The sequence below is a fragment of the Belliella filtrata genome, from assembly GCF_022549775.1.
In the GTDB taxonomy this organism is placed as follows: Bacteria; Bacteroidota; Bacteroidia; order Cytophagales; family Cyclobacteriaceae; genus Belliella; species Belliella filtrata.
The window spans coordinates 17,598-35,266 of the sequence record NZ_JAKZGP010000006.1; the positions used below are offsets into that span (position 1 = coordinate 17,598).

Consider the following 17,669-nt stretch of genomic DNA (forward strand, 5'->3'; position numbering starts at 1 on the left):
CACGCCATTGACGTATCTATTTAAATAATAATATCCAATACATAAGTTTTAATCCTCTACTATTTCATCAATTTGATACATTCCTGTAGGACTAATCTCTATCCACCTACCTTCAATTTCCTTGATTTCAGAGGTACTTTTACTTTTAATGGTAAGCTTATAAGAAACTTTTCTTTTTCTCATTTCTATACTAGTCGAGAATACTGAGTTCCCAGCTGGAGCATCCAAAGTTGTAAGTTGATTTGACAAGTATGGTGCAGTAGCAGGTTCTTTACTGTAATTACTTTGAACCCCTGAAAAATAAATATTCCCTTCATGTATTTCTGATGGCACTTCCACTTCTATAGATTCACTTTCAAACCAAACAAAGGCATCGGGACTATCACTTTCAAAATACGAATTTATCAGAACATCCACCCCATTGAATGGAGAGACTTCAACTTGACGAGGTTCCAAAAAGTCAAAATAGTAGCGAAACAAATCATTTCTAATGTATAATGAATCCTCATCATTTTCGCCAAGATAAAACTCAATTTGCTCAAATTGATAACCTGCCGACACTTCTTGATCAACAAAAATCCTCCGATTTTGATTCTCATTTTTAAGTGTTACGATAAATCCAAAATGTTGACCAGAGGCATTTTCATTTAGCATAATTTCAAAGACACCAGGGGTTTCATGTCTTATTTCAAAGCCAACTTTTGATCCTGTAAAAACCACATAGCCAAGTCCATCTAAAGCTAACAGCCGGTTTTCTAACAAAATTTCATCATTTAAATCAAAAGCATCTCCAAAAAGCCTATGCATTCCATCTAAACTTTCGATACTCATGATTTTCCAACCTTCAGCCCCTAAATCCACTACTTCTATCCCTCCTTCACCTACATATTCAAGATGGACATCAGACACATCTTCTAATGATTCATCATCTGTAACACAAGCTGTAAGCATAAAAATAGTAATACAAATTACCTTAAGACTAAAAGGTATATAACGTAAATTTTTCATTTGAAAGAATTTTAGAGTTGGGAGGTATTGAAATGTAATTATACATAAAATTAAGATTAGTCAATAAATTCTATAAGTTTTTGATTATAATTAGACATAAAACTCATAATATTTAATATTTTTTCAATGTATTATTAAATTTATTAGAGTTACTTTTTGATTAAAGGTTCCTTTCCCAGTGATGTCAATTCATTGGTTAAACTGGTTGGTATTGATCAATTCCATCAGTTTCATTTTAAAATTTTGCAGAATTTGACTTAGATTTACACATGCAAAAAATCAAAATCACTGGAGTTCCTGAGCATTTTAATTATCCTTGGATCAAAGTTATAGAAGAGCAGCCTTTTTTGGATGAAGGTTTTGAACTTGAATGGATAGAAGAATCAAGAGGTTCAGGTGCGATGAACAAAGCATTGAGAGAGGGTAGTACAGACCTAGCATTGGTGCTCACAGAGAGCTTTATCAAGGATCGAATAGAAGGAAACCCAAGTAAAATCATAGGGCTGCACATTGCATCTCCCCTTACATGGGGAGTCCATATTTCTGCAAAATCTCAAGAAGAATCTCTCGTAGAGCTGAGTAATGCTCCCTTTCTCATCAGCCGATATGGATCAGGTTCACACCTGATGGCATTCCTATTGGCTCAGCGAGAAGCCTGGAATACTGACAAGCTAAATTTTGAAGTTATTGACAACCTTGAAGGTGCTAAGAAGGCTTTTGAAAATGAAGCGCCGAAAATGTTCCTTTGGGAAAAATATACAACCAAGCCACTTGTAGACGCCGGACTTTTCAAGAGAGTTGGGGAAATTCCCACACCATGGCCTTGTTTTGTAATTGTAGCTACTGAACATATCATAGAAAAACAACAGCACTTACTCATCAAGTTGAGGAATCTAGTTTATGCTTATGCGGACGAGATGGTTAAAAACCCTAATTTTGCTTCACTTATCGCCCAAAATTACGGGCTCCAAGAAGTAGATGTAGTCGCTTGGCTAAGTCAGACAAAATGGGCCACTAGCCCATCAATTGAAAAATCAGAACTTATACAGACTATGAAAATACTTTCTGATCTAAACCTTATTAGTGAACCGACAAGTTATGAGCAACTTGTAGCAGATTTATTGTAGAATCTATTTAGCACATGTAGAGCATTGTTTAAAAACTATAAAGGCCTAATAAAAAACTCATAATAATCATCTTCTATGGAGTACCCTATGATGTGCCCTTGACTGTCAAAACTAACTGGATATTTTGTTTGAAATTCAAAATAATCATTCTTGTTCTCACTGATACTTTGGACTAAATATGGGCTTTCGACATCGCTAGAAACAAGTTGACTTACAATGTTCCTAGAAACTTTATCAGCAAAGATTTGGATATGGCTGTCAGCAATAAATTCTGCTCTTTCTAATTTTGACAATTTTGAATATTCAAATCCTGAGCCCAAAAATTCCTTCGGTTTTTGATAGGTCCTGTTAATACTCTTTTCAAAACTCTCTATTTCGTAGTTTAAATTATTAAGATCCAAAACACCAAATTCATTTGAGTAAGGCATTAAAACATATAATTCGTTATTTCTCACATGAAATGCCAACCTATTAACGTTATCATCAGTACGGCCCACAAAGATTTCCATATATTTATCAGAACCAATTTTACCTTTGATTATTTTATACTCCTTTGGGCTTGTCTCCATTATAGAGGAACATGCAAAATAACAGGTGCCATTTTTATCCACAGAAATTGTTTTGCATCTGTATTTTTCAGGTAAAATATGTTTCAAGCTAATTTCATCAATTACCTCGCCCATATAACTATACTTCGCAAACAGCCCATTGTCTTTTGCCAAATAAAAATAATCTTGAAAAATAAAAATCTCTTCTGGTATTCCACCAATAATTGTTCTAGTATTAGGTTTAATCAACTCTTTTTGCCAAACTTCCTCATTCTCACTTATTATATACAAACTTTGACCTTCCAAGCTAAACTGATTTAATGCTATAAATTTCCCATTATTGTACTTTACTTTAGAAAATTTTCCAGAAATTTTATTCTTAGATACTTTGAGGGTTTTATCCACATTTTTATTGAGCTGTTCTTCTACAGAATTGCACGCAAATATTCCAATTAGGATGTAAATAAAAAGACTTGCTTTAATCATGAATTATTATTTTGCAGGTTTATAAAATTTTATCTTATCTGATACAATTCATATAAGATTTTATTTTCTTTTAAGTCAGGATTCAAACCATTTGAAAGAGGTAGATAAAATCCTTTTTCTCCTACAAAACTTTGGGTTGGTTTATACATTTTTGAGGGAAAGTATTTTTCAGAAATAACATTAAAATTTTTGTCCAACACCATAATTACAAATGGAAAGAAGTCAAATCTATGAATCCCTGGAATTTCTTCAACTTTAACTTTGGGTTTGACAAAATATATCCTGTAATAGCAGTCCCTATACTTATCATATTTTATGCTATAATATAGATTAGACCCCATAGCATCATTTGGAAATGAAAATTCAGCAAAATCCAATTTTGAAGGTCTCAACTTACTTTTGACGTAATAACTTTCTCTTGATTGGTGTTCAAAATCAAATACAAACAAAGAATCTAATAAGTCCCATGAATATACCCAATTATCATTTTCACCTAAAACTCTAGAAACTGAACAACTCGGACTATTCCATGTCTTATTCCAAAAGATTGGAGGAAAACCAGAAGCTTTTTCAAAAGAAATACTTAGACTATCTAATCCAAACCTACCAGCATGTAACACATTTTTGTGAAAATTATCTGGGTTCTGATTATCTTCAAGTGGATAACTTATAAAATGAAGCTTATTATTTTTAAAATAAGTCGGATTTTTAGGAATTGAAACATGGTTTACAAGGTCTTTTGCGGATTGCTCCTTTATCCCAGGGAAATAAGAATTTTGGACTTCACCAGAAGAATCTATCAATATTGAACCTCTAAAAGTCCCCCTCTTATACAGAAAAACAGAATCTGAATTGACATAAGTAAAACCTTGAACATAACCCAAGCCAAAAGGACCGTCCATTGGGATTGGAATAGTTTTAACCTTTTCACCGATGTCTAAATCATAGAAATCTAATGAGTTATTCACTTGGTTGATTACGGCCAAACACTCTTTATTTTGCCAGTTTACTACTTCATAATAATAAAAATTGTAATCTGTCTTATCATCCAAATTAATTACAAATTGTTCTTTCAGTATAAGTTCGCTTTCATAGTCAAGTTTTTCTTCGACATTTTTACAAGAAATAATCAATAGAAAAAGTAAACTAAAATTTTTGGGATTTAGCATTTTATTGAAACTAGAGGTAAGCGACAATAAATAGATATTGCCGCTTTAATAATTTAAACTGCAATTTTACAAGTAGTGCTACAATCTTTACAAGAACCATCACCTTGATCTTCTGAAAGTACAATAATATATCCATCATCATCAATATCACTCACTTCTTTGTAACCTGGACAAGCAGCATTTGCATAAAATCCAAAGCAAAATAAGCATGCCATCAAAACACTAAACATAATCTTTTTCATTACAATTTTTGTTTAATTAAATAATTGATTAATAAAACAATAAGAGTGCGTCCACTAATAAAGTCAATTATAAGTAATAAACAAGTTTTTAGTTGGAAAAATTTTATTTAGTTAAACAAAATAAATTGCTTTTCATAAAACATGGTATATCCATAATAACAAAGGTTGTCAGAAAAATTGGTGATTATTCATAGAAAAACAATTGTTAAATCAATTAAATTCAAGCTTGCAAAATCACCAATAAAACAAAAAAGACGAGCCTTTCGACCCGTCCTTTTGTTTTAGAACTTCTCCCAGTCCCAATCCTCATTCATCAGCTTTATAGCATGGTGAGCGGTCAAATCATACTGACAGGGAACAATGGATACAAAATTGTTGGCGATTGCCCATTCATCATTATCTTCTCCTTTATCAAAATTGACAAAGTTACCTGCCATCCAGAAATATTTTCGTCCATTTGGATCGTACCTTTCTGAGAATTCTTCTTGCCATTTGGCATGTGCTTGGCGGCAGATCTTCACTCCTTTGATAGGCTCATTTCTTTTTGGAGGAAAGTTGACATTCAATGCCACCCCTTTGGACATCCCATGATCCAGCACTTGTTTGGCTATTTTATAGACATATTCTTCTACATGACTGAAATCTGCATTGGAAGAGTAATCACAAAGGCTGAAACCAATAGAAGGATATCCTTCCAAAGCTCCCTCGATAGCAGCAGACATGGTTCCTGAATACAGTACAGAAATTGAAGTATTGCTTCCGTGGTTGATGCCACTGACGATCAAGTCTACTTTTCTGTCTTTAAGAACATAATGTTTGGCTAATTTAACACAATCTGCAGGGGTTCCACTTGATTTATATGCAAGTACATCGTCAAAAATATCTTCTTCAGATAGCCTAAGTGTTTCACCAATGGTAATGGCATGTCCCATTCCTGACTGAGGACTATCTGGTGCGACTACCACCACGTCCCCTAATTTTTTCATTACATTTACTAATACTCTTATTCCTTTAGAAGTGATTCCATCATCATTAGATACTAGAATCAAGGGTCTTTTTGACATAAAATTTATTTTATTTGATTGTAATAGGCTGTGATGCGAAGTAGGTCTCCTCGCTTATCATGGGCTAGCCTGTTTTTTCTCATATATAACTTTACTTCATCTTCTCTATCATCAAAAAAGTCCATCAAGTCCTTTTTCTTTTGAGAGTACTTTTGGATTTTACCATCCTTGAAAAAGAAAAAATTGAATGCTAAGCGATGACCTCCCATCATAGGACCACCCCACATTGGGTTCATCATCATGGGACCATACATGCCCATTCCTCTATTATCTGTAGCTATATACTCTCTACAAAGCAATGCAATATCATCACCTTGGGTCAGGACTTCAAAGAAAACAGGGGTCTCATAATCGGTGGTTTGTGCGTAGGGTAAGGAATAAAATGTCCTAATTCCTCCATATACTTCATCATAAATTTCAAATTGAGTCACATTCGAAGCACCAAAAGTCTGTACACTTTCTCTTTGCAGCTGCACCACGTTATTGTCCAAATCGTACATCAACAAGCCTGATACGGCCTGACCGTCTGTGGTAGAAATTTGACCCCTATGCCATACTTGGGAAGGAAACTTATTTTGTGCATTTACATAAATCGAAATCGCACAGCTTAAAAATAGAAGTATATATGCCTTTTTCATGATTGCTGTTACTTTGGTCTAACTTAAAGAATAACGAATTTCAATTGAATTTGGTTGAAATGAAATGCATAAAATTAATGTCCAAACTTAGAATAAAGAATTGAACCAGAAGCTAAATTAAAAAATCCCCTCATTTTCAGAGAGGATTTTTCATTCATTTCTTTATTTCTTAAGAATACTGTGCCCCATTTTATCTCTCTTAGTTTGGAGATACTTCTCGTTGTGAGGATTGGTTTGAATCTCAATCGGCAATTGCTCTACGATTTCTAAACCATAACCTAATAGGCCTACTCTTTTGGTTGGGTTATTAGTAATCAGCTTTATTTTGCTGATATTTAAATCTCTCAAAATCTGTGCACCGACTCCATAGTCTCTTTTATCTTCAGGGAAACCTAAAGCCAAGTTAGCTTGAACAGTATCCATGCCTTGCTCTTGCAGTTTATAAGCCTTCAGTTTGTTGATCAAGCCTATCCCTCTTCCTTCCTGATTCATGTAAAGTACAACTCCCTTTCCTTCTTTCTCTACCATTTCGAGTGCCCTATGCAACTGTGGGCCACAGTCGCATCTGCAAGAACCAAAAATATCTCCTGTCACACATGAAGAGTGAACGCGAACCATCACTGGCTCATCTGGTTCCCAAGTTCCTTTGATGAGTGCCATGTGAATATCCTCTGTATTGGTCTGACGAAAAGCAATCAGCTCAAAATCTCCAAAGGTCGTTGGCATAGCTACACCAATTTCTCTTTTGATTAGTGATTCGTTTTTAAGTCTATAAGCAATCAAATCTTTGATTGAAACCAATTTCAAATTAAATCTTTTGGCCACTTCAACAAGATCTGGAAGCCTTGCCATAGTTCCATCTTCATTCATGATTTCTACTAGCACTCCAGCAGGCTGTAGTCCTGCGAGCCTCGAAAAATCTATAGAAGCTTCCGTATGCCCCGCTCTCCTCAATACACCTCCCCTTTTAGCTTTAAGAGGAAAAATGTGACCTGGTTTACCTAATTCATCTGGATGTATAGAATCATCTACCAGTGCCCTGATTGTCTTGGCTCTATCACTTGCTGAAATACCAGTCGTACATCCATGACCTACTAAGTCAACAGAAACTGTAAATGGCGTTTCAAAAGCTGCTGTATTGCTACCAACCATCAACTGTAGTCCTAGTTTTTCGCAACGATCCTCTATCAATGGCGCACATATCAACCCTCTTCCATGAGTAGCCATAAAGTTGATGATTTCAGGGGTCACCTTCTCCGCAGCACAAACAAAGTCACCTTCGTTTTCTCTATCTTCATCATCTACTACGATGATCACTTCTCCATTTCTAATGGCTTCTATTGCTTCCTCAATGGAATCTAATTGGTAGGGTAAGGATGTCATTTTTGAAGTATACTTTCTTTCGGACTGCAAAATTACGAGATTTATCCCTGAAAAACGCCTTCTTTCTATTTTAAGTTTCTTAATTGCTGATTACAATGCCTAACTGTTTGTCTATCTCTACTTGATATCGCTTCAATTCCATGTAAACACGCAGCTTTTCATCCATTGCCCCTGCATCTTCATTTTGATCCTGTGCTGACTTTATTTTGATCCTTGCTTCTTCAAGCATCTTTTTCACTACTTTTTGCTTTAGTCTTAGGATATTATCATAGACAGATTTGGCAAGATCATCTGCTTCTGTCGTTGTGAAAATTTGAAAACGCTCTTGCCAAAGTTTCGAAATCTCATGCTTCTTGGTGATCATGTTGATCACTTCCTGCTTGACTTCTCTGTCGTTTGATTCTAGAAAATATTGAGGTTGGGGCAAGATCCCCTTAGAAAGTGCCTGTTTGTAAATCCCTAAAATTTTATTGAAAACAGGTATACTAAATTCCAAATCTTCAGTCTCTTGTAGTAAATACTCACACACACTTAGCTCATCAGAAACCATTTCAAAGCCATAGTTGACCAGCATCCTCATCATCTCACGCTCTTGTGCTTCAAGTTGGGTGGAATATGGTACTTTTTCCTCTTCTGTAGGAAGAAAAAGATCCACTGGTGGAGCAAAATCAGGTTGATCTTGCTGATCTCTTTGTTCTCTGAAATATTGATCTTTTTGAACCTTGAGTAAGATCTTATTCAATTCAACATGAATGATCTCCTCATCTATTTCAAGTAATTTGGATGATTGTCTTATGTAGACCGATCGAATGATTGAATCAGGGATTTTGGACAAGCTAAGAATTACCGAGCGAATCAACTCAGCCCTTTTTACTGGATCTGTTGCTGCTTCTTCTGCAAAAAGTGAAATTTTGAATGCAATAAAATCCTGAGCACTATCACTCAAATAACCCGCAAATACTTGAGAACCTACTTTTCGGGAATAACTGTCTGGATCATCTCCATTCGGAAAAACAACAGCCTTTACATTCAATCCCCCTTCCAAAAGCATGTCAATCCCTCTCAAAGACGCTTTAATCCCCGCAGCATCTCCATCAAAAAGTACAGTGACATTATCCGTGAATCTTTTGATGACTTTGATCTGATTTTCAGTCAAGGATGTTCCAGAAGAAGCAACCACATTTTCGATTCCCGCCAAATGCATCGAAATCACATCTGTGTAACCCTCTACCAAGTAGCAATTATCCTTCTCTCGTATGGATTTCTTTGCCTGAAACATACCGTAGAGGACATCACTCTTATGATATACTTCTGTCTCAGGTGAATTTATGTATTTAGGTTGCTTCTTATCTTGGGTCAAAATCCTAGCACCAAACCCAATGGGTTTTCCTCCAAGATTGTGAATTGTGAAAGTTACCCTACCTCTAAATCGATCATAAATCCGACTTGGATCTCCTTCTTTCTGCAAGACTAGGCCAGCTTTTAGTAAAATATCTTCAGAATGACCCGCTGCTTTGGCAGCTGTGAGCAAATGATCCCAACCATCCAAAGTATACCCAAGATCAAACTTATCAATGATAGCTTGATTGAATCCCCTCTCTTTAAAATAACTCAGTCCTATAGCTCGACCTTCTTCGGTCTGAAGGTTTTTCACAAAAAAATCCTTGGCATAATTCAGCACAATATAAAGACTCTCTCTTTCATTGTAAGCTTGTACATCTTCTGGAGTGACTGCCTTGTCTTCCTCTACTTCGATTCCATATTTTTGTGCAAGATGCCTGATCGCTTCGTTGAATCCCACTCCTTCGATATCCATCACAAACTGTATAGGATCACCAGCTTTCCCACAACCAAAGCATTTGTATATTTGCTTTGCAGGAGAGACTGAAAACGATGGAGACTTTTCATTGTGAAAAGGACAACAAGCCCATAAGTTTTGTCCTTTCTTTTTCAAAGGCACATAATCATTCACAACGTCTTCTATATCCGCTCTATCTCTTACTTTATCTGCTGTTGCTCTACTGACTACCATGCTTTACCCAATTCAAAGTTCAAATATAACAAGTATTCAGGCATAAGTGATGAGAAGGTTTGGGATTTTAGATTTTAGAAAGCATGAATGAAAAAGGATGAGGGAGGAATACACTAAAACCAAATAAAGTGGAAACATGCCTACAGCGCAAAGGAGGAAATATTCCACATATCCTGGGGGAACCTATCCATCATTCTTAGTTCTATGTGTCGCGTCTTTGTTTCTTGTTTCTAATTTCTCGTCTCTCATTTCTAATCTAGCTTTTCGTCTCTCGCTTCTCGTCTCCCGTCTCTTTTTTATTGAGTTTTGTTGAACCTTAATGCATGTTAAAGGTTTTATTTAGAACATTTATAGATTAACTTGCGCACAAATTGAAAAAGCAGTTCATGACGATTACAAAAGAGCAAATACTTAGTGCACTATCCAAAGTAGAAGATCCAGATTTGAAAAAAGATCTTGTGACTTTAGGAATGATTCAAAATATACAAATTGAAGGGAATAATGTAAGCTTCAAGGTGGTTTTGACAACCCCTGCTTGTCCACTCAAAGAAGTGATCAAAAACAATTGTGTAGAGGCGATTGAAGACGAAATTGGAAAGGATATTTCCCTTGACATTATCATGACATCTCAAGTGACTACCACCAGAGACAATACGCCTTTACTTCCTAATGTAAAAAACATTATTGCAATAGCATCTGGAAAAGGAGGAGTTGGTAAATCTACGACTGCTAGCAATCTAGCAGTAGCGCTTGCTAATTCTGGAGCAAAAGTTGGGTTAATAGATGCTGATATATCGGGTCCATCTGTACCTACAATGTTCAATGTGGAAGCCGAGCAACCTGCTGTCAAACAAGAAAATGGCAAAAACATCATCATTCCTATAGAGCAATATGGTGTTAAATTAATGTCTATTGGTTTTTTGACACCATCAGATTCCGCAGTAGTATGGAGAGGCCCAATGGCTAGCTCTGCCTTAAAGCAATTTATTGCTGATGTAGAATGGGGAGATTTGGATTATCTATTGATAGATTTACCTCCTGGTACATCCGATATTCACCTTACAATGGTACAAACAATACCAGTAACAGGTGCTGTAATTGTCACTACTCCACAGAAAGTGGCTTTAGCAGATGCTACCAAAGGACTATCGATGTTCAGACAGGCTCAAATAAATGTTCCTATCTTAGGTGTTGTTGAAAATATGGCTTATTTTACACCAGAAGAATTACCAAACAATAAGTATTATCTATTTGGTAAAGAAGGTGGCAGAAGGCTGGCTGATAAGTTTGAAGTTCCCTTTTTAGGCGAAATTCCAATCGTACAAAGTATCAGAGAAAGTGGTGATACTGGATTTCCGGCTGTGATGAAAGCTGGAATTACAGAAAAAGCTTTCTCGGAATTAGCAGAATCGGTAGCACGTCAAGTTGCCATACGAAATGCAGAAAAAAGTAAAACTACAGTAGTTCACGTTAATGAATAAAAAAATCATTATGCTTAATCAAAAGCATAATTGACAAAATAACAATATGGAAATGAATGATAAGATAGAACATGCTTTAGATAGTATTAGACCGTATCTTGAAGCTGATGGAGGTAATGTGAAAGTTGTAGAATTGACTGATGATATGGTTCTGAGGTTAGAGCTAACGGGAGCATGTAGCTCATGCCCTATGTCTTCAATGACATTAAAGGCAGGAGTTGAAGAAGCAATCAAAAAGGCTATTCCGGAGATTGTGAAGGTAGAAGCTATCAATATTACAATGGCTTAAGATTTATAAAAATTTCGCATGATAAGAACATCTAACCGAATGAGGGTAAACTTTTGTTTTACCCTTTTCTTCTTTATTTTAAGTTTTTCCATCAAGGCACAAAGTTTTTTTGGTCAGCCGCTTCAGCATATTCATGATGAAAAATGTGCTCATACCTATTTTGAAAAATTACAAGAAGAAGCACTCGGTGTGTATGGTTCTAAGGATTATTTCGAATCTTGGATCAATGGAAAGATCGAAGAGGTCGCAAAATCACCAAGAATTCAAAGCAGAACTCAAAATGACGTAAGGTTAATCCCTGTTGTAGTCCATGTAATACACAATGGCACACCAGTGGGGCAAGGCACCAACATTCCTGTTTCGCAGATTGAATCTCAAATCAGGATTCTAAATGAAGATTTCAGAAGACAAAATCTAGACAGAAACCAAACCCCTAGTGAGTTTCTGAATATAGCTGCTGATGCAAATATAGAGTTTGTGCTTGCCAAAGTTGATCCAAGAGGGCTTCCTACAGACGGTATTGTAAGGGTGCAAGGCACTAAGAGTGTATATGACCAAACAGATGCAGCATTGATTTCAGAGCTTTCTAGCTGGCCACAGGAAGACTACCTTAACATGTGGGTAATCCCTCTACAACAACCTTTTATAGGTTATGCCACGTTTCCAGTTTCAGATTTGCCCGGGCTAAACTTTGTCCCAACTCAAAGAGAACTAGACGGAGTAACAGTGGATTACAGGTATTTTGGAGAAGGAGGAAATGCCGTAGCAGGTTCACGAGGAAGAACAGCAACCCATGAAGTAGGTCACTTTTTAGGACTAAGACACATTTGGGGAGATGCTCAAAATCCAGCCAATGGATGTGATGTAGATGACTTTGTAGAAGACACCCCAAATCAACAAACAGCAAACAACTCTTGTAGAATCAATAACCCTATCTTTTCTTGTGGAAGTAGAGACATGACTGAAAATTACATGGATTATAGTCCTGATGCTTGTATGAATTTGTTCACGCAAGGACAAGTCAACAGGATGAATGCTGTCCTTGAATTCAGTCCAAGAAGAGGTTCTCTAATAAATAATTTTGCTACTCAAGACCCTAACCCTCCTGGACTCGATCTTTCTTTAGAAAGAATCATCAATCCTCAGGACCTTATTTGTGAAAACACAATAGTTCCGACATTGGAAATCCTTAACAGAGGTACAAGTCCTGTAACTTCAGCTGTTATTGAAATTAGATTGAACGGAGCTTTGATACAAAGTCGAAATTTCACCTTGAACTTAGCCATTGGTGATATGATCACCGTTGATTTCAACCCTATTACATTAAATGGAAATGGCCAAGATGAGTTTCAAGCTATCATTACTCAGGTCAACGGTCAAGAATCTGATGAGAATCCCACTAACAATACATTAAGCAGTACCCCTGTTTTACAGGCAGCCTTATCCCTACCCTATTCCATTAACCTATCCACTGGAACAGACAATTGGCTCATTAGAAATCCTGACAGTTCATTGACATGGGAGAGAATATCACTTCCTATCTCTGGAACATCTCAGAACTTGATGAGAATTAGAAATTATGATTATGAGGCTCAAGGAGCATTAGATTTCTTTATTTCTCCCTCTATCAATCTCAATGATTTTCCTAACGCTCAATTGACCTTCAACATGGCTCATGCTCCTTATAATGCCGCAGGGTTTTCTGATGCTATGTTTATTGCTGTGTCAACTGACTGTGGAAATACTTTTAATATCCTTGATGCCCCATACAGCAAAGAAAGCTTTCAGCTTCAGACCTCAGATGCAATTATTGAAGAATTCATTCCAACTTCAAATGCTCAGTTTAGAAGAGAAATTGTAAATCTGGAGGCATACAATGATTTTGACAATGTGAGAATTGCTTTCATTGCCAGAAATGGTTATGGGAATAATATATACTTGAAAGATATTGAAGTTCTCACAGAAGAGACTTACAGGTACAAATTGGACCTTATAAGGCTGCTTAGTCCAGGACCGATTAATAATGGTACACAAAGTGAAGAAGTACTTCAGGTTTTCAATTCAGGAAATTTGACCGTAAACTCTTTTACGCTTGATAGACAAACTAATAATAGTATAACGCAAACTTTAATAGGGACTGGATTTAATATTAGTCCAAATGAATCTTTGAACTTAGAGATAGATAATTCCCTAAATACCAATGGCACATCTAGACTCTCATATGAAATCAAGTTTCCAAATTTTGATCAAAACCCTAACAATAAGTCTTCATTGATTCAATTCAATGTGAGAAACACCAATACTGTCACTGTGCCATGGAGACAAAACTTTAATAATTCGACAGTTTTGGAGCCTTGGACAAGCATTAATGTAAATAGTAATCAAAATAGCTGGGAAATATTGCCTCTTCAAAGTGAAACTCAAAACAACCTTATCAGACTAAGAAGTGATAACGCTAGTGATGAAAACTGGGTAGGATCCCCCATTTTCAACCTTTCATCTAGCAGGCAAGCCAGTATTTTCTATAGTCTTGCAGCAAGCAATCAGTCTCCCAATACAGTTTTCAAAATCATGGGAAGCTTGGATGGAGGAGTGAACTATACTGAATTGGGAAGGAAAACTGGTGATGAAATCAACACACTCGCTTCTGGAGTTGTGAATCCAAATACTAGCACTCATTTTTCGAGAGAGTTTATAGATTTGAGTTCGCTCGCAGGAAGTGGAAGAACGAATGTAAGAATTGCATTTGTAGCAGAAAATGGAAGCCCGAGCAATGATCCAATCTACATTGATGACATTGAGCTATTTTTATCAGCGAATCCTGACCCTGTTGATCCAGGTCTTGGAAACACAATAATCTACCCTAATCCAGCAAGAGATGTGTTCAATGTGACATTTAACTTAAGAAGTAATGAGCAAGTAAATATTCAGGTAATCTCATCTACTGGCGCAATAGTGCAAGATATTGACTACCCTAATACTTTGAACCAAACATATACATTCAGTACACAATTATTTTCTAAAGGTGTATTTATTGTGAAAATTACAAGTAATTCAATAACAGAAACTCGCAAACTGATTATCCATTAGAAATACTTGCACCTATCATTTATTAGATCAAAAGGGCACATTTATTGGAGAAGGTTAAATATAATTTTACCTTTATACGTTAGCTTAAAAAAAATCTATCTTCATGAGTAAAATCAAAGATTCCATTAAAAAAGTTGGGATACATTTACTGATAATATTCGGGGTGGTCACCCTATTTTCATTTTTATTTTTAAAGGTATTTTTACCTTCTTACACTAATCATGGTCAGACGGTATCAGTACCAGATTTAGAAGGCTTTGGGCATGATGAATTAGAAAGTTACCTGAAAAACAGGAATTTGCAGTACGAGGTTGAGTTAGACAGTGGCTTCAATGCTGACCTACCTTCCTTGACCGTATTGAAACAAATCCCAAAAGCAGGAAGTCAAGTAAAATCTGGAAGAAAGATTTATGTAACCCTTAATTCAAAAAATGCACCAATGATCAAAATGCCAAACTTGGTGCATAGTCAATTAAAGAATGTTCAAGAAATCTTGGCTAACATAGGCTTAGTAAGAGGAGAGATAAAGTATGTTCCAGACATTGGAAACAATGTGGTATTGGAGCAAAAGTATAGAGGCAGAAATATCGCAGAAGGATTCGAAATCCCAAAAGGTTCACAAATCGATTTGGTTGTAGGAGATGGATTAGGAAATCAAATCCTTGATGTACCTAACCTCATCGGCATGGATGAAGTTGATGCGGAATTCCTCATTATAGGCTCTGGCTTGAGAATGGGTAGAATCAATTACGTAACCACAGACTCTGTCCCTCAAGGCACAATTGTTAGACAAATACCTCCAGCTGGAGCTGAAGTAAAAACAGGAGAACCTTTGGATCTATGGATATCTGAAATATCAAAAGAAAGAGACTTTGAATGACAAAGCTGAAATCAATCCTTATTTTTTCACTAGTACTACTTTTTCAAAGTATAGGTGATGCCTTTGCACAGTTCAAACAACTCGGTCTTCCACAACAAGAGAATAAAAATCAGTCTCATACAGCTAGGACCCGTGAGGATGTGGTTTTAACCTTGCCCTTTTGGGATGACTTTAGTACCAGAGGAATTGACGATTCCAAATGGATAAATGAAGGTGCTTCACATTCAATTACTGTTGCCAATGCAGCTCCAACTATCGGTGTAGCCATATTGGATGGTATAGCTGCCAATGGTCAACCATATGCTGACAGTCCACTCACACAAGGTGTAGCTGACCAACTTAGCTCACATATGATTGATTTGAGTGACTTAAGTGACTCAGAAGAGCAAACAGTTTTTCTAAGCTTTTATTGGCAACCAGCTGGTAAAGCAGAAATGCCAGATGCAAATGATTTTTTGATTTTGGAATTTTTGAATACCAATGGAGATTGGATGGAAGTATGGAGGCAGAATGGAGAACTGGAAGCCAATAGACTGTTTTTTACACATGAAATTATCCAAGTGACGCAAGACTACTTTCACGAGGCATTTCAATTTCGTTTTCAATCAAGAGGTAGACTTTCGGGTCCTTTTGATGCATGGTTGATAGACTATGTTTATCTGAATAAAAACAGAAATTCCCAAGACTTAAATAGGTTTGATAGGGCACTGACACAAGCCAACTCTCCTATTTTTAATCAATACAGTGCCATTCCGCTATTTGAACTTGAGGCTAATCCAGAGACATATTTTAATGCCACAGGAAATGAGTTCAAAAATCTAGAGAATAGGTTTAGAGCCATGGAGTATTCCATAGAGATCAGAGAAAAGGATTCACAGACAGTATTACAAAGAATCAATAACAATACGCCAATCAACCCAGTACCATTGGCACTTGAAAGAAGATCGCTTTCCTCAAACCCTATTCCCACCTTGGAACTACCAGAAGAAGAGTCAGACCTTGAGGTTATCACTTATTTGAGTACTGGTGATCGATCACTATATCAGCTGATAGCTGGAGACAGTGTGTTTTTTCCAGAAGTAGATCTTAGGGTAAATGATACTGTACGAACCTCTGTCCCGATTCGGGATTTTTTCGCCTATGACGATGGTGAGCTAGACTACTCTGCTGGGATCAATCAAAGGTCGGGAATGCTAGCTGTACGTTTTGAAAAAATCGAAGAAGCATTTCTCAAAGGAGTGAGCATCAATTTCACAAATTTCCAGCAGTTCGGTAGAGGGATAGACATCATGGTATGGACTGATTTGAATCAAGAGCCAATTTACGTTTTTGAAGCTGTTATTCCTGCTAAAGAAAATCTTGAAGAATTTAGCTATTTTGAATTCGAGGAAAACATTCAGCTTCCTGAAGAATTCTACATTGGGTATATGCAATTTTCTAATGAATTCATATATGTTGGACTAGACAAAAACAGAGACAGTGGTGACCAAATATACTACAACGTAACAGGAAGCTGGCAGCAAAATGAATTTGTAGAAGGCTCTTTAATGATTCGCCCACACCTTAGTCAATCACCACCTTTTGAATCAGGTGAAATAGGTCCAAGTAGTCGTATCAAGATATTTCCAAATCCTGTCACTGAATTTGTGAAAATCGAAGGTGAATTTGAGTTGATCAGTATCATAGATCAGTATGGTCGAACAATAAATGTGCAAATGGAGGAAGTGGAAAAGGGTAAAATTCTTAATTTTGCAAATCAAATGAGAGGAATATACTTGATCAATGTATATGAACAAGGAAAACCTCAGTCTTATAGAATAATCGTAAAATAATCATGGAAGATATTCAAGTCGAAGAGTTAAAAGAAAGGTTAGACAAGCAAGAAAGCTTTGTATTCATTGATGTAAGAGAAGAATGGGAATACGAAGAGGATAATTTAGGTGCCTTAAATATTCCATTAGGTACTTTGCCACACCAGCTAGACGAAATTAATCAGTACAAAAATCAAGAGATCATCATTCATTGCAGATCTGGTGCAAGAAGCGGAAATGCTAAAAAGTTTCTAGAAACCAAAGGATTTTCCAAAGTTAGAAATGTGATCGGTGGAATCAATGCTTTCAGGGCACTGGAAGATTGAGGTTAGATTAGCAATAATCATTATTATCAATATAATGATCATAGAAAATATATAATTATTTGCTTTATCGCATAACGCTATAAAGAATTATAAAA

General features: G+C 36.2%; 15 protein-coding genes. 7 read left to right on the forward strand and 8 right to left on the reverse strand.

The window, feature by feature from the left end; translation table 11 throughout:
• Positions 1 to 48 precede the first annotated feature (48 nt).
• Entirely contained in the window at positions 49 to 1,008 is a 960-nt protein-coding gene (locus MM239_RS04035) for a hypothetical protein (protein WP_241346799.1), read from the reverse strand.
• A 269-nt stretch (positions 1,009 to 1,277) separates the two neighbouring features.
• On the opposite strand from MM239_RS04035, the gene MM239_RS04040 reads away from it, so the two are divergent.
• On the forward strand, positions 1,278 to 2,135 hold the full coding sequence (locus MM239_RS04040; protein WP_241346801.1) for a type 2 periplasmic-binding domain-containing protein: 858 nt from the start codon (positions 1,278 to 1,280) through the stop codon (positions 2,133 to 2,135).
• A 35-nt stretch (positions 2,136 to 2,170) separates the two neighbouring features.
• Here MM239_RS04040 and MM239_RS04045 read toward each other — a convergent pair whose 3' ends face one another.
• The 7 genes from MM239_RS04045 to dnaG form a co-directional block, all read right to left on the reverse strand.
• Positions 2,171 to 3,169, reverse strand: coding sequence for a hypothetical protein (locus MM239_RS04045; protein ID WP_241346803.1), 999 nt, complete (start codon positions 3,167 to 3,169; stop codon positions 2,171 to 2,173).
• A 29-nt stretch (positions 3,170 to 3,198) separates the two neighbouring features.
• Positions 3,199 to 4,338, reverse strand: a complete 1,140-nt coding sequence (locus tag MM239_RS04050) for a DUF4221 family protein (protein ID WP_241346805.1) — start codon at positions 4,336 to 4,338, stop codon at positions 3,199 to 3,201.
• A gap of 53 nt (positions 4,339 to 4,391) precedes the next feature.
• The gene (locus MM239_RS04055) at positions 4,392 to 4,580 is read right to left on the reverse strand and encodes a hypothetical protein (RefSeq protein ID WP_241346808.1); all 189 of its coding nucleotides are present in this window, start codon (positions 4,578 to 4,580) and stop codon (positions 4,392 to 4,394) included.
• Positions 4,581 to 4,861: 281 nt separating this feature from the next.
• The gene (surE, locus tag MM239_RS04060; RefSeq protein WP_241346810.1) at positions 4,862 to 5,644 is read right to left on the reverse strand and encodes a 5'/3'-nucleotidase SurE; all 783 of its coding nucleotides are present in this window, start codon (positions 5,642 to 5,644) and stop codon (positions 4,862 to 4,864) included.
• Positions 5,645 to 5,649: 5 nt separating this feature from the next.
• Entirely contained in the window at positions 5,650 to 6,282 is a 633-nt protein-coding gene (locus MM239_RS04065) for a hypothetical protein (RefSeq protein ID WP_241346812.1), read from the reverse strand.
• A gap of 162 nt (positions 6,283 to 6,444) precedes the next feature.
• Positions 6,445 to 7,665 carry a bifunctional 3,4-dihydroxy-2-butanone-4-phosphate synthase/GTP cyclohydrolase II gene (locus MM239_RS04070; RefSeq protein ID WP_241346814.1) on the reverse strand — a complete coding sequence of 407 codons (1,221 nt, stop codon included), beginning with the start codon at positions 7,663 to 7,665 and terminating at the stop codon, positions 6,445 to 6,447.
• A gap of 79 nt (positions 7,666 to 7,744) precedes the next feature.
• Positions 7,745 to 9,697, reverse strand: a complete 1,953-nt coding sequence (gene dnaG, locus MM239_RS04075) for a DNA primase (protein ID WP_241346816.1) — start codon at positions 9,695 to 9,697, stop codon at positions 7,745 to 7,747.
• A gap of 386 nt (positions 9,698 to 10,083) precedes the next feature.
• Here dnaG and MM239_RS04080 point away from each other — a divergent pair, with 386 nt between their 5' ends.
• The 6 genes from MM239_RS04080 (at position 10,084) to MM239_RS04105 (ending at position 17,574) form a co-directional block, all read left to right on the forward strand.
• A complete protein-coding gene (locus tag MM239_RS04080; RefSeq protein WP_241346934.1) occupies positions 10,084 to 11,178 on the forward strand; it encodes an Mrp/NBP35 family ATP-binding protein in 1,095 nt (364 codons plus the stop codon).
• Between the two features lie 46 nt (positions 11,179 to 11,224).
• Positions 11,225 to 11,467 (forward strand): NifU family protein, encoded by a 243-nt coding sequence (locus tag MM239_RS04085; RefSeq protein WP_241346818.1) that lies wholly within the window; start codon positions 11,225 to 11,227, stop codon positions 11,465 to 11,467.
• An 18-nt stretch (positions 11,468 to 11,485) separates the two neighbouring features.
• Positions 11,486 to 14,557, forward strand: coding sequence for a T9SS-dependent choice-of-anchor J family protein (locus MM239_RS04090; RefSeq protein ID WP_241346820.1), 3,072 nt, complete (start codon positions 11,486 to 11,488; stop codon positions 14,555 to 14,557).
• A gap of 103 nt (positions 14,558 to 14,660) precedes the next feature.
• Entirely contained in the window at positions 14,661 to 15,437 is a 777-nt protein-coding gene (locus tag MM239_RS04095) for a PASTA domain-containing protein (RefSeq protein WP_241346822.1), read from the forward strand.
• Positions 15,434 to 17,269 (forward strand): T9SS type A sorting domain-containing protein, encoded by a 1,836-nt coding sequence (locus MM239_RS04100; RefSeq protein ID WP_241346824.1) that lies wholly within the window; start codon positions 15,434 to 15,436, stop codon positions 17,267 to 17,269. The genes MM239_RS04095 and MM239_RS04100 overlap by 4 nt, the downstream gene beginning before the upstream one ends.
• A gap of 2 nt (positions 17,270 to 17,271) precedes the next feature.
• A complete protein-coding gene (locus MM239_RS04105; RefSeq protein WP_241346826.1) occupies positions 17,272 to 17,574 on the forward strand; it encodes a rhodanese-like domain-containing protein in 303 nt (100 codons plus the stop codon).
• Positions 17,575 to 17,669: the final 95 nt, after the last annotated feature.

Coding starts and splice junctions, on each gene's coding strand:
- MM239_RS04035 (WP_241346799.1), bottom strand. CDS start 1,008: ATGAAAAATTTACGTTATATACCTTTTAGTCTTAAGGTAATTTGTATT.
- MM239_RS04040 (WP_241346801.1), top strand. CDS start 1,278: ATGCAAAAAATCAAAATCACTGGAGTTCCTGAGCATTTTAATTATCCT.
- MM239_RS04045 (WP_241346803.1), bottom strand. CDS start 3,169: ATGATTAAAGCAAGTCTTTTTATTTACATCCTAATTGGAATATTTGCG.
- MM239_RS04050 (WP_241346805.1), bottom strand. CDS start 4,338: ATGCTAAATCCCAAAAATTTTAGTTTACTTTTTCTATTGATTATTTCT.
- MM239_RS04055 (WP_241346808.1), bottom strand. CDS start 4,580: ATGAAAAAGATTATGTTTAGTGTTTTGATGGCATGCTTATTTTGCTTT.
- surE (WP_241346810.1), bottom strand. CDS start 5,644: ATGTCAAAAAGACCCTTGATTCTAGTATCTAATGATGATGGAATCACT.
- MM239_RS04065 (WP_241346812.1), bottom strand. CDS start 6,282: ATGAAAAAGGCATATATACTTCTATTTTTAAGCTGTGCGATTTCGATT.
- MM239_RS04070 (WP_241346814.1), bottom strand. CDS start 7,665: ATGACATCCTTACCCTACCAATTAGATTCCATTGAGGAAGCAATAGAA.
- dnaG (WP_241346816.1), bottom strand. CDS start 9,697: ATGGTAGTCAGTAGAGCAACAGCAGATAAAGTAAGAGATAGAGCGGAT.
- MM239_RS04080 (WP_241346934.1), top strand. CDS start 10,084: ATGACGATTACAAAAGAGCAAATACTTAGTGCACTATCCAAAGTAGAA.
- MM239_RS04085 (WP_241346818.1), top strand. CDS start 11,225: ATGGAAATGAATGATAAGATAGAACATGCTTTAGATAGTATTAGACCG.
- MM239_RS04090 (WP_241346820.1), top strand. CDS start 11,486: ATGATAAGAACATCTAACCGAATGAGGGTAAACTTTTGTTTTACCCTT.
- MM239_RS04095 (WP_241346822.1), top strand. CDS start 14,661: ATGAGTAAAATCAAAGATTCCATTAAAAAAGTTGGGATACATTTACTG.
- MM239_RS04100 (WP_241346824.1), top strand. CDS start 15,434: ATGACAAAGCTGAAATCAATCCTTATTTTTTCACTAGTACTACTTTTT.
- MM239_RS04105 (WP_241346826.1), top strand. CDS start 17,272: ATGGAAGATATTCAAGTCGAAGAGTTAAAAGAAAGGTTAGACAAGCAA.